The 11260-nt window shown below is 45.6% G+C and carries 13 protein-coding genes and 1 pseudogene; 5 read left to right on the forward strand and 9 right to left on the reverse strand.

Annotated features, from left to right (window positions below; translation table 11 throughout):
- The 3 genes and pseudogenes from KXD37_RS19725 to KXD37_RS19735 all read right to left on the reverse strand — a co-directional run.
- Positions 1 to 233: pseudogene (locus KXD37_RS19725) on the reverse strand (IS3 family transposase); the annotation flags it as partial.
- Positions 234 to 349: 116 nt separating this feature from the next.
- Entirely contained in the window at positions 350 to 1141 is a 792-nt protein-coding gene (pdaA, locus tag KXD37_RS19730; RefSeq protein ID WP_059353389.1) for a delta-lactam-biosynthetic de-N-acetylase, read from the reverse strand.
- Positions 1142 to 1240: 99 nt separating this feature from the next.
- Positions 1241 to 1426, reverse strand: a complete 186-nt coding sequence (locus KXD37_RS19735; protein ID WP_010333401.1) for an SE1561 family protein — start codon at positions 1424 to 1426, stop codon at positions 1241 to 1243.
- Positions 1427 to 1571: 145 nt separating this feature from the next.
- Here KXD37_RS19735 and yfkAB point away from each other — a divergent pair, with 145 nt between their 5' ends.
- Together yfkAB and mscC are read left to right on the forward strand one after the other, a co-directional pair.
- On the forward strand, positions 1572 to 2693 hold the full coding sequence (yfkAB, locus tag KXD37_RS19740) for a radical SAM/CxCxxxxC motif protein YfkAB (protein WP_106021436.1): 1122 nt from the start codon (positions 1572 to 1574) through the stop codon (positions 2691 to 2693).
- Positions 2694 to 3536 carry a mechanosensitive ion channel protein MscC gene (gene mscC, locus KXD37_RS19745; RefSeq protein ID WP_083504394.1) on the forward strand — a complete coding sequence of 281 codons (843 nt, stop codon included), beginning with the start codon at positions 2694 to 2696 and terminating at the stop codon, positions 3534 to 3536. It abuts the gene before it with no gap.
- A gap of 35 nt (positions 3537 to 3571) precedes the next feature.
- Here mscC and KXD37_RS19750 read toward each other — a convergent pair whose 3' ends face one another.
- Together KXD37_RS19750 and cax are read right to left on the reverse strand one after the other, a co-directional pair.
- Complete coding sequence (locus KXD37_RS19750; protein WP_081638251.1) at positions 3572 to 4366, reverse strand: YfkD famly protein; 795 nt, start codon at positions 4364 to 4366, stop codon at positions 3572 to 3574.
- 70 nt (positions 4367 to 4436) lie between these two features.
- Positions 4437 to 5492 carry a calcium/proton exchanger gene (gene cax, locus KXD37_RS19755; protein WP_024120588.1) on the reverse strand — a complete coding sequence of 352 codons (1056 nt, stop codon included), beginning with the start codon at positions 5490 to 5492 and terminating at the stop codon, positions 4437 to 4439.
- Positions 5493 to 5659: 167 nt separating this feature from the next.
- Between cax and KXD37_RS19760 the strand changes: the two genes are divergently transcribed.
- Entirely contained in the window at positions 5660 to 6835 is a 1176-nt protein-coding gene (locus KXD37_RS19760; RefSeq protein WP_101860293.1) for an MFS transporter, read from the forward strand.
- Positions 6836 to 7033: 198 nt separating this feature from the next.
- On the opposite strand, the gene KXD37_RS19765 is transcribed toward KXD37_RS19760, so the two are convergent.
- From KXD37_RS19765 to KXD37_RS19775, 3 genes are read right to left on the reverse strand one after another with little or no spacing between them, the layout of a single operon-like run.
- Positions 7034 to 7861 (reverse strand): YihY family inner membrane protein, encoded by an 828-nt coding sequence (locus KXD37_RS19765; RefSeq protein WP_024120586.1) that lies wholly within the window; start codon positions 7859 to 7861, stop codon positions 7034 to 7036.
- A 23-nt stretch (positions 7862 to 7884) separates the two neighbouring features.
- Complete coding sequence (locus KXD37_RS19770) at positions 7885 to 8208, reverse strand: hypothetical protein (RefSeq protein ID WP_095714626.1); 324 nt, start codon at positions 8206 to 8208, stop codon at positions 7885 to 7887.
- Between the two features lie 18 nt (positions 8209 to 8226).
- Entirely contained in the window at positions 8227 to 8697 is a 471-nt protein-coding gene (locus tag KXD37_RS19775) for a low molecular weight protein-tyrosine-phosphatase (protein WP_024120584.1), read from the reverse strand.
- A 201-nt stretch (positions 8698 to 8898) separates the two neighbouring features.
- Here KXD37_RS19775 and KXD37_RS19780 point away from each other — a divergent pair, with 201 nt between their 5' ends.
- Entirely contained in the window at positions 8899 to 9114 is a 216-nt protein-coding gene (locus tag KXD37_RS19780) for a DUF1128 domain-containing protein (RefSeq protein WP_010333391.1), read from the forward strand.
- Positions 9115 to 9277: 163 nt separating this feature from the next.
- Entirely contained in the window at positions 9278 to 10474 is a 1197-nt protein-coding gene (locus tag KXD37_RS19785) for an MFS transporter (protein ID WP_254518113.1), read from the forward strand.
- A gap of 34 nt (positions 10475 to 10508) precedes the next feature.
- On the opposite strand, the gene KXD37_RS19790 is transcribed toward KXD37_RS19785, so the two are convergent.
- Positions 10509 to 11027 carry a type 1 glutamine amidotransferase domain-containing protein gene (locus KXD37_RS19790; protein ID WP_059336024.1) on the reverse strand — a complete coding sequence of 173 codons (519 nt, stop codon included), beginning with the start codon at positions 11025 to 11027 and terminating at the stop codon, positions 10509 to 10511.
- Positions 11028 to 11260: the final 233 nt, after the last annotated feature.

Here is an 11260-nt window from a genome sequence, read left to right on the forward strand (position 1 = left end):
AGTTTCTCTAATTCGGAAGAATACTCCGGACCTTTTCCGTAAGTGTATTGCTTACCAACAGGCTGTTCAAATCGATGTGTATCCCCAGCTTTATGCCATCTAACCCACGTCTGAACCTGCGTCTTATCCCTGATATTCAATTCCTGCATGATCTCTTTCATAGGCACGCCTGCCAATCTCATTTCTACAGCCTTCTGTTTGACTTCAATCGGATAACTCATTCTTGTTCCCATACAAAAAACACCTCCAAGTCTTATTTAAGGATAACAACTATCCGTTTTCAAACTTGAAGGTGTTTTTTATTTGTCTCATCTTATGGGGTCAGTCCCTTGCGGAGAGGCTTTCTTGTTTACAAAGACGGCAGCTTCATTTCTTTCTCAAACATCAAGTCATCAATGCTTTTAAAGGTGTAGCCTTGTTTTTTCAGGTCGGTAATCGCATCGTCCAGCGCTTCGGCATTGTCCTTGGAGACAGTGTGAAGCAGGTAAATCGCACCCGGATGCGCCTGTTTGATCATGTGATCGTAGGCGTATTTTTTCCCTTTTTGATGTTTGATTTTCCAGTCGACAAAAGCGACGGACCAGAAAACGGTTTGATAGCCCATGCGTTTTGTTTCTTTCAACACATATTCACTGAATACGCCGCGCGGCGGCCGTAAGTACAGGTTGTCCTGCTTTCCCGTGATCTTATAAACTTCCTCGTTGACTGAATCAAGCTCATCCTGAATTTGGTCTGCTGTTTTTGTCGTCAGATCCGGATGGTGAAAGGAGTGGTTGCCGATGATATGCCCTTCATCCGACATCCGTTTGATCAGCTCGGGCTGATCCTTCACGAAATGCCCGGTGACAAAAAACGTTCCTGTCACGTGATGTTTTTTTAAGACATCAAGCACCTTTGGCGTATAGCCATTTTCGTAGCCGTTATCAAATGTTAAATAAATTGTTTTTTCTTTTGTATTGCCTAAATAAAACGCGTCATATTGTTTGATCAGGCTGTTCAGCTGTTTTCCCGCATCTGGCGGCTGATGATTAACGCTTCGCTTAAAGCCCCAATTAATCGGCTCATTCGGTACCGCATCTGCCTGTTTTGCTCCTGCTGCAAGCAGGACGGCGGCGCAGCATATTGCACACATCCACTTCATGGCCAGCGCTCCTTCTGCATTTTTTCTTATTTTACAGAAAGGCGCCCTGTTTTATACTGACGCTTTATGCCAATATAAAAAACCGCGGCATGCGCGGTTTTATTCCCAGTCTTTTTTAAATCGTTCATATTTGGCTTCCAGGTCATCCAGCATGCCGATGAGTCTGTCTATATCTTCAACGTCTGTTGCTTCAGGGTCTAATGAATCGATGACGTTCATAAACATGTCTAGTCTGTTCTTTAAATAATCAAGCTGCTGATCTTTATTGTTTACTGCGTTCCCCATTCTGCGCCTCCATTCATTTTTTATTATGGTAGCTCATTTTTTGCTGTTTTTCAATCGCCCCGCTACTTGCGATCTTGGCAAATCAGGTCTAAAATTAACTGTTGGCAGCGTTAGTATGCCCCATTTATAAAGGAGTTAGATAGTCATGACACAAAACACGAAGCTGCGTCCGATTACACCTGAGTTCGATCCTTGGGAAGCCTATATGGATGTCGACCAGTATGGAGATATACAGCTGACGAACGTTGAATTTACAACGACGACACTGTGCAATATGAGATGCGAGCATTGCGCTGTAGGCTATACATTGCAGCCCAAAGACCCGAATGCTCTGCCAATAGATCTTCTGTTAAAACGGCTGGAGGAAATTCCCCGCCTCAGATCCATCAGTATTACAGGCGGAGAGCCGATGCTTTCATTAAAATCTGTAAAGGAATATGTCGTGCCGTTATTGAAATACGCCCACGAGCGCGGGGTGCGGACCCAAATCAATTCAAACCTGACTCTCGATATCGAGCGATACGAATGGATTATTCCGTATCTTGATGTGTTACATATTTCTCATAACTGGGGAACGGTTGAAGAGTTTGCGGAAATCGGTTTTGCTATGATGGACAGAAAACCGACCTTCGAGCAGCGCGCGCGCTATTTTGATAAAATGATCGAAAACAGCCGCAAGCTAGTGGATGCCGGAGTGATGGTATCAGCGGAAACGATGCTGAACAAACGCACACTTCCGCACATTGAGCATATTCACCGCCAAATCACAGAAGATATGAAATGTCAGCGCCATGAAATCCATCCGATGTATCCGAGTGATTTTGCGAGCGCCCTTGAATCTCTCAGCCTAAAGGACATGAGACAGGCGATTCACCGTTTGCTGGATATTCGTGATGAAAAGACATGGATGCTGTTCGGCACACTGCCGTTTTACGCATGCAGTCCTGATGAAGAGGATCAAGAGCTGCTTCGCCGGCTTCGCACGGCGAAAAACGTGACAGTGAGAAATGACCCTGACGGCCGGTCGCGCCTGAATGTCAATATTTTTGACGGGAATATTATTGTGACCGACTTTGGCGATACACCGCCGCTCGGCAATATACAGACGGACAGCCTGCCTTCCGCCTATCAAAAGTGGAGAGAAACAAAGCTGGCCAAAGAACTGAACTGCCACTGCCCGAATGTCCGGTGCCTCGGACCAAACGTTCTCGTCAAAAACAGCTACTACCAGGATACAGATTTTTCAAAACGTCAAGCCAGGAGTTAGATGCGGATGGAAGAAACACTTACGGAGATTTTTCAGAATAAAATCGTTGATATTCTCCTCGTCGCCGTCATTTTGTGGATCGGTGTTTTTATCATTAACCGATTGGTGCAGTTATTTTTTAAACGGACGGACTTTATTGAAGAAAGAAAAGAGAAAACCATTGAAAGCCTTGTCCGTTCTATCACCCAATATACGGCGACGATCGGTTTTATCTTTTATGTTATTTCTTTATTTGTGCATGATTTCGGCAAGATTTTAGCCGGGGCGGGCGTAGCCGGTATCGTCATCGGTTTTGGCGCCCAATCACTGATTAAGGATGTGCTGGCGGGTGTGTTTTTAATTTATGAACGCCAGCTTCATAAAGGCGATTATGTGACGGTAAACAATTTATTTAACGGCACCGTCGAAGAAATCGGCCTGCGCTCGCTGCAAATCCGTGAATGGAGCGGAAAGCTTCTCACCATCAGCAACGGCGAGGTCAGACAAATAGAAAATTATAATATTGATTTTATGCGGATTACCGAATCTTTTCTCATCAGCTTTAAAGAAGATCCAGATCGTGTATACAGTGTGCTGGAGGAAGCGTGCGACATGCTGAATGAAGAGCTTCGCGATTCACTGAAGCGGGATGAATTCGGAAACCCGACAGAGCCTTTTCAAATACACGGCATCACCGCTTTGAATAAAATCAACCGCGGGGTTGAATTTACCGTAAAAGGCATGGTCCGGGATGAAGATTATTTCAGTGCCAGCCTTGCCGCCAGACGGGTTCTCGTTCGCCAGCTGTACCAAAACAATGTGCAAATGCTTGAGGAAGCTGTAAGAATTGAAAGAACCCAATAAAAAAACTGATTCCATTATAGGAATCAGTTTTTTATTTATCTTGGCTGTGAGGAAAGCTGGAAGCTAAACGTGACATGGTCTTGAACCGGAATCCACGCGCCGATTCCCTGTGACGTGACATTTTTCACAACAAGTTTTCGTTTATTGCCTTTGAGCACTAAATAGACTTCTCCGTAAGTCACTTTCCCTTTTTCATTCACAGCCGGAGCATATGCGTTTAAATAACCGAGTTTTTTCGGAGCGACTTTATAAATTTGGTCTCGTTTTGTTCCCGCTCCGATGACCGTTTCAAATGCAAGCGGAAGATTTGTTTTTTTCATCGCCTTCAGCATCATCATGCTTTTGACATCTTCCGTGTTTGGAACTTTTGCTGTCAGGCCGCCCGTTACTCTATATTGCTGCTCTTGGGCATAATGCATTTCAGCCGTTTGTTTTCCGCCGCGGTTATCCGCGCGGTTTGTATTGATTTTTTTATATTCCCAGTTGGCGACTGTTTCATTCGATTCATATCCAAGCGCCCATTTCCCGAGAAATATTGTGGCCCGGTAGCCGACCGCAAGCGGTGTGCCAGAGACCGTAGACTCGTTCAGCATTTTGATAAGGTGCGGATTTTCGATCTGTACCTCTGATGAACTCAGCAGTTCCTTAGCCAGCTTGCTCGGCTGAAGCATCGGCTGATCCTGTGAAGCATTCGGATACGTGTTTTCTTTCGAAATGCTTGCTACAGAATTTGGCACCTTAAACTGCTTCTTCGCGTGGATGGGCTGAACGCCGAAAAAACTAAAGAATAACAACACAATAAGTGTGGAATGAAATAGCTTTTTCATCATATCACTCTTTCTATCGCATTTTCCCTTAGTCTTTTCATCCCGCTTTGTTGTTATCCATCATTTTTTCAGGTTAAAGAAGGAAAAAGCCGATTGCCATAATGACATAAGCCGCTAGCAGCGTGGCACCTTCAAACCAGTTGGAATCACCATCATTCGAAATGGCAATCATCAAGAGAACGGAAGACACCATCGCGACAAGCTCCGGCAGTGTAAACACAAGCGGCATGCTTACCGGGAAAAAGATGGAACAGATCACAAGAACCGGTGCGACAAACATAGCAATCTGCAGCGTCGAACCGACTGCAATTTCAACTGCAATATCCATTTTATTTTTATAGGCCATAATGATGGCTGACGCGTGTTCCGCCGCATTACCGACAATCGCAACGATGATGACCCCGATAAACAGCTCGCTCCAGCCGAACTGTTCAGCAACCGAGTGGAATGTGTGCACCAGGTTTTCGGATATGTACGCCACGACAATTGTTGCTGCAAACAAAACAATCGTGGCAACCTTCCCTGACCATTCCGGCTGCTCCTCTTCCTCAGGCTGGACAGCATTGTTCGGCTGATATACACCGCGGTGCGTGACAAGCTTAAAGTACAGAGCCGCCACATATAACAGAATCAAAATGATGCTGATCCCGATGCTTAAATTAAGCTTGCTTGTATCCCCCATTCCAACCGAAAACACCTCAGGAATTACGAAAGCCACAATAATGGCGAAAATCAAAAGCCCTGAATTATGGCGTGCATCATGGATATTAAACTCCTGCCGCTTGTATTTTAAACCGCCGACAAAAAACGATAAGCCCGCAACCAGCAGGAGATTTCCCAGCACTGAACCTGTTAAAGAGGCAAGCACGATTCCTGTAAGGCCTTCCTTTAATGCAAATAGCGAAATAATCAGCTCAACCGCATTCCCGAAGGTGGCGTTCAACAAACCGCCGATCCGCGGCCCGGCAATAATGGACAGCGATTCTGTCGCTCTTCCCATATAGCTTGCCAGAGCAATAATTGTTACACAATAGACTGCAAAGAGAATGGCAGAAGGCCAATGCATCAAACTGCCGATAACAGAAAGCGGAACACCAGCCGCCACTAATATAAAAAAGATACGATTCATAGTGAATTGACTCCTTTTGTATGACTTGTTTTATTTTTATTCTTCACAAAAATCATCATGATTACACGAGGTCAAATGTTTGCGCGCGATATAGGCTTTTTTCAGGTTGCCGGCTTTTGGAAATCGATGTACGATCAACATAGATCTCACAAAGGAGAACAGACACGATGTCACGAATGCATTTTTCTATTCTGGTTTTGCTCGTTTCCATATCCGGTTTTTCACAAGGCATGCTGCTGCCCGTCATCTCGATTATCTTTGAAACAAATGGTGAATCAGCGGCGATTAACGGCCTGCATGCGACTGGACTCTACATCGGAGTGCTATTGGCTTCTCCGTTTATGGAGGCCCCGCTTAGAAAACTGGGTTTCAAACCGCTGATCGTCATTGGCGGAAGCATCGTCATTTTAAGCTTGTTCGGGTTCATTTGGCTTCAGTCGGTTTGGATGTGGTTCCTGCTTCGTCTTTTCATCGGGATCGGCGACCATATGCTTCACTTTTCTACGCAAACGTGGGTGACCTCCATGTCGTCAAAGCAAAACCGCGGGAGAAATCTTTCCATTTACGGACTCTCCTTTGGCCTTGGTTTTGCTGCGGGCCCGTTTATGGTCCCGTTTGTTAAGCTGAGTCCGGCACTGCCTTTTATCGTGTCAGGCTGCATCAGTTTGCTTGCGTGGCTTTTTGTTTTCTTGCTACAAAATGCATACCCGGAAACCAGCCCTCACGAAACCAAATCAGACAATAGTTTCAGACGCTTTTACCAGGCTATGCTGTTTGCATGGGTGGCGTTTATGCCTACGTTCGGGTACGGATTTCTGGAGACTGCATTAAACGGCAGCTTTCCTGTGTATGCGCTGCGTCTGGGTTTATCTGTGGACGCCGTCGCTTTGATTCTTCCTGCATTTGCGATCGGAAGCATTATTTTTCAATTCCCGCTCGGCATTCTCAGCGATAAATACGGAAGACGGAATGTGCTGCTTGTGATTTTGCTGACGGGGGCCTTTTGCTTTCTCATCGCAGGCGTGTTCCCTTTTCCTTACGTGATCGGCTGCTGCTTCTTTATTGCGGGCATGGCAGTCGGGTCAACCTTTACACTCGGCATCAGCTTTATGACAGACCTTCTTCCGTCCCACCTGCTTCCGGCGGGGAATTTGCTATGCGGCATTTCATTCAGTCTCGGCAGCATTTTCGGGCCGATTGCAGGCGGCTGGTATATGCAGACCTTCGAAAGCGCTAACTTGTTTTATTTGATTACCCTCATTCTGGCCGCTGTCTGGCTCGCTATCGCTTTAGGCAAACCGAAAATCTGGCCAGCTGCTGAGACCTATTCTTCCTCTTCATAAGAAAAAGCCTCCTGACACAAAGTCAGGAGGCTTTTGTTCTAATGATAGCCGTTTTGTCCGTTGGCACTTCCGCTTGTTTTATGACTCGATTTGCTCTTTGAGTTCTGTTTGTTATGGCTTCCGCCTTTTTTCGTATGCTTTGTCATCACGTTTTGCCCCCCGGATCATTTTTGAACTGAAGTTCCTTTATAGGGTGCGCTAATTGTAGGGATTTTCATCAGGAAGCTTTTTACGTTTATGTAAAAGCGCGTTGATTTCTCCCCCTAAAATAATTAAAATCCCGCTTAAGTAAAACCAGATCATCAGGACGATGATCCCCCCAATGCTTCCGTATGTGGCGCTATAGTTCGCAAATGTACTGACGTAAAACGAAAACAGGGTGCTGACGACAATCCAGCCGATGGCCGCAAACAGCGCACCCGGCATTACAAAGCGAAGCGACAGCTTTTTGTTAGGCGCGATAACGTACAAAGCGGAAAAAACAATCAGCAGCACAAGCGGACTGACTCCCCAGCGGATCGCAGTCCAGATGGATAAAAACAGGTCCGAAGCGCCGACAAAGTCCGCAGCAAGCATTCCGATCTGCCGGCCGAATACCGGCAGAAGCAAGGCAACTAAAATGGTAAACACCATGGCGATCGTCAGAAAAATTGAGGTTAGACGTACAATGATAAAAGAGCGGTTTTCTTCCACTTCATACGCGTGGTTTAACGATCTGACGATGGCATTCATTCCATTAGACGCAGACCATAACGCCGCGATGATCCCGAATGACAGCAATCCGCCGTTTCGGTCATTTAATGTTTGGTGGGTAATGGATTCAACGAGGGACATCGCACTTCCGGGAGCGTATTGTTTTACAACCCCCAGCACGTCATCTGTAGAAATCGGAAGATACGCGGTGAGCGTCAGCATAAAAATCAAAAACGGAAACAGCGATAACAGAAAAAAATACGCCAGCTCCGCAGATTTGCTTTGCCCCTCATGAAGGGTGTATCTGCCGAACAGCTCTTTCAGAAAGTTCATGTCGTCTCACCTCGAATGTTTGATCATTTATCTTTTGTAAAATGTTCCTTTGTTTCCTGTACCAGCTCCATCACTTTCGGCGTTGTTTTCTTCAGCTCTTTGACTTGCTGATTAACGAAGCCGACTTCATCTGACAGCGTCTGGGCCAGCTGTTTTGCTTCATCAATTTTTGTCATGACATTGTTTTTCAATAGTTCAGGATTGTTTTTGTACAGAGACATTTTATGCTTGCACGTCATCCATCTCATGCCGCAGGCCTGTCTCGTCGGCTTATGGAGCAAGGATAGCGCCGCACCTGCCGCAGCTCCGAGAATGACACCTTTCAGCAACCAGCGTTCATTGTTCATGATGAACTCTCCTTTCCCTCACAATTGTTTTTCTTCTTGAATGGATGCAAGCAGATGCTCACAGCCTGATCTGATCAATTGATAGACCTCGTCAAAGTTCCCAGTGTAGTAAGGATCGGGAACGTCCGCGAGATCTGAATCATCAACGTAGTCAAGCAGCCTCTTGATCTGTGCGGCTTTTTTAAAACCCGCCATGCTTCTCAGGCTTCCGATATTTTCTGCATCCATCGCAATGATGTAATCAAAATCGGTTAAATCCTGTTCGCGCACCTGGCGCGCCAGCATGCCTTCAAAGCTGATTCCTTCTCTGCGCAATATCTCCTGCGTTCCTTCATGCGGAGGATTGCCGATGTGCCAGCCGCCGATGCCGGCTGAGTCTGTTCTGATTTTCCCCTCTAATCCTTTTGTTGCTGCCAAGTCCCGAAATATCGCTTCCGCCATTGGAGACCGGCAAATGTTTCCCAAGCAAACAAATAATACGCTGATCATGTTGTGCAACCTCCCTATTCTTTGCCCATATTTCTCTAAAAAGAAACCTTTACCGCTATCTTAGTAGGATGTTCAATCACTTTTCAACTGATGTCACCACTTTTTTGAAATAAATGGACGAAATGAGAATAGGGTTTTTTTCTGATGGAATTCTGTTAGAATAAAACATACCAAATGACGCGAAAGAAAGGATGTAATCATTTGTCCAGCCAAAATACAGAAACATTAACTCAAATGATTGAAGAGATTTCACAAAAACTGAACATGCTGAATGTCGGGGTTATCAAAGCAGAAGACTTCAGCGACGAAAAAATAGAGGACCTCACCTACCTTCATAAAATGGTGATGAAAAAAGAAGCATTCAGCCCGAGCGAAATGCAGGCGATCGCTCAAGAACTTGCATCACTTCGAAAATAATGGGGCTTGCCGGCATCCGGCAAGCCTTTTTTCTTATTGATGAAGATGATTCTTTTTGCTTTCGTTTATTAGGGAGCCGGAAAGACGCTGCAGCAAGGCGCCGGGCTTCCTGAGGCCGGCGAATACAGCAAATGGCCGAATAAGATTTTGAAGGAGTACTAGAATGAAAACGAAATACGTCAAAACAGCAACCGGAATGTACATCAACTACTTCTTGCTCGGAATGGTCAATATCATTCTCGCATCCAACATGTCCTCCTTAACGAAGCAGTGGAATACCGACCCGACAGGCATCAGTTATGTGATTGCGGCTATCGGATTCGGCAAGCTGCTGACATACGGAATATCTGGCGTTTTATCAGATAAAATAGGCAGAAAACCGCTCATTGTGGCTTCCGCCGGAATGATGGCTGTCTTTTTAATCGGTATTCCATTATCACCGAGTTATGAACTTGCGTTTGTGTTTGCTTTATTAGCCGGAGTCGCAAATTCGGCCATGGACGCAGGAACATATCCGGCTTTAACGGAGCTCTTCCCAACTGCTCCCAGCTCGGCGAATGTCTTGGTAAAAGCTTTTATGTCTCTCGGGGCCGCTCTTTTGCCGCTCCTGATTACAGTTTTGGCAGACCATAGCCTATTCTACGGATATGCATTTTATTTGCCGGCAGCTGTCTATGTGCTGAACATCCTTTGCTTATCAGCGGTTTCGCTGCCAAAAAAACAGAAACAGCCCATCAGCACCGGGCAACAGGGATCTCCTGCTTTCTTATCTGAACCCGACATGAAGAAAGAAGGCGCCGCGCTGATTATCATTGGTTTTACATCAACCGCTTTATTCACAGTCTCTCAAATCTGGCTTCCAAGCTTCGCCCAAAAGGCTGCAGGGTTAGCTGAATCAGCTTCCGTACAATTGCTGAGCTACTATAGTATAGGCGCTTTGGTATCTGTTTTATTATTAGCCCTTCTGCTGAACAGATGGGTAAAACCGGTGATGATTACGCTGCTGTACCCCGTTATTACCTTATGTACGCTTGCCGTTATGCTGACAGTTCACGTCCCAGCTGTACTGGACATCACAGCCTTTTTCTTAGGATTTTCAACCGCGGGTGTGTTTCAAATTACCGTTACATTAATGACAGAGCTTTTCTGGAACCGCAAAGGCACTGTCACCGGAATTGTTGCGACAGCTTCAAGTATTGCGTCGATTCTGCTGCCGATTGCCACCGGGCTCATCGCAAAAGCGGGAGGCATAGCCCATATCTTTATGTTCGACTTCGGCATTGCCGTCATCGGAACAGCAGCTGCTGCCTTTTTGTATTACAGATACAATAAACTGACCGCAGGTTCCAAGCTATCATGAAAAAACGGACGTCCCCGCAGGGCGTCCGTTTTTGTTATTTTTCAAGCAGTGCCAAAGATTCGCGGTTAAATGCAGGAATGTCATCCGGCGTGCGGCTGGTGACCAATTGATTTTGGCAAACCACGACTTCCTGGTCAACGACATCGGCCCCAGCGTATTCCATATCTACACGAATGGACGTATAGCCTGTCGCTTTTCTGCCTTCCAGCGCTTTAGCAGTAATCAGCAGCTGCGGGCCGTGACAAATCGCAAATACCGGCTTTTTGTCCGTCATAAACGCTTTTGTAAACTGGACGAAACGCTCATCGGCACGAAGCTGGTCAGGTGAAAAACCTCCCGGAATTAAAAGCGCGTCAAAGTCGGAAGGGTTTACGTCATCAATAGACGCATCGACTGTGACTTGCGCATTTCCCTGCTTGCCTTTTACGGTTTTCCCTTTTTCATTTTCAATAACGGTCAGCTCATGCCCCGCTTCTTTAAATGCTTTTGCTGGTTCAGTATACTCGCTGTCTTCGAAATAATCTGTCAGCACAACTGCGATTTTTTTACCCATGATTGATAACCTCCCCCTTAATATGTCTACATAAAACACTCTACCCCAGCCACAATATAATAAACATTTTGCAGAGCTGACAAACGATAAGCATAATGACCCAATTCACATCACCCAAAGATGATACATAATACTTATTTTTCTCCCTTTTACAATAATCATAAAGAAACATCTACAAATGCTTACAAAATATTCTTACAATAGAACCAGTAACACAAATTTCGTTGAAAGGT

Source organism: Bacillus sp. XT-2 (genome assembly GCF_025696525.1).
Taxonomy (GTDB): Bacteria; Bacillota; Bacilli; order Bacillales; family Bacillaceae; genus Bacillus; species Bacillus halotolerans.

Excerpts from the sequence above, each read along its gene's own strand:
- mscC (WP_083504394.1), top strand. The coding sequence starts at position 2,694 with ATGCGGATGGAAGAAACACTTACGGAGATTTTTCAGAATAAAATCGTT.
- yfkAB (WP_106021436.1), top strand. The coding sequence starts at position 1,572 with ATGACACAAAACACGAAGCTGCGTCCGATTACACCTGAGTTCGATCCT.
- KXD37_RS19765 (WP_024120586.1), bottom strand. The coding sequence starts at position 7,861 with ATGAACTTTCTGAAAGAGCTGTTCGGCAGATACACCCTTCATGAGGGG.
- cax (WP_024120588.1), bottom strand. The coding sequence starts at position 5,492 with ATGAATCGTATCTTTTTTATATTAGTGGCGGCTGGTGTTCCGCTTTCT.
- KXD37_RS19750 (WP_081638251.1), bottom strand. The coding sequence starts at position 4,366 with ATGATGAAAAAGCTATTTCATTCCACACTTATTGTGTTGTTATTCTTT.
- KXD37_RS19775 (WP_024120584.1), bottom strand. The coding sequence starts at position 8,697 with ATGATCAGCGTATTATTTGTTTGCTTGGGAAACATTTGCCGGTCTCCA.
- KXD37_RS19785 (WP_254518113.1), top strand. The coding sequence starts at position 9,278 with ATGAAAACGAAATACGTCAAAACAGCAACCGGAATGTACATCAACTAC.
- KXD37_RS19735 (WP_010333401.1), bottom strand. The coding sequence starts at position 1,426 with ATGGGGAACGCAGTAAACAATAAAGATCAGCAGCTTGATTATTTAAAG.
- KXD37_RS19770 (WP_095714626.1), bottom strand. The coding sequence starts at position 8,208 with ATGAACAATGAACGCTGGTTGCTGAAAGGTGTCATTCTCGGAGCTGCG.
- KXD37_RS19790 (WP_059336024.1), bottom strand. The coding sequence starts at position 11,027 with ATGGGTAAAAAAATCGCAGTTGTGCTGACAGATTATTTCGAAGACAGC.
- pdaA (WP_059353389.1), bottom strand. The coding sequence starts at position 1,141 with ATGAAGTGGATGTGTGCAATATGCTGCGCCGCCGTCCTGCTTGCAGCA.
- KXD37_RS19760 (WP_101860293.1), top strand. The coding sequence starts at position 5,660 with ATGTCACGAATGCATTTTTCTATTCTGGTTTTGCTCGTTTCCATATCC.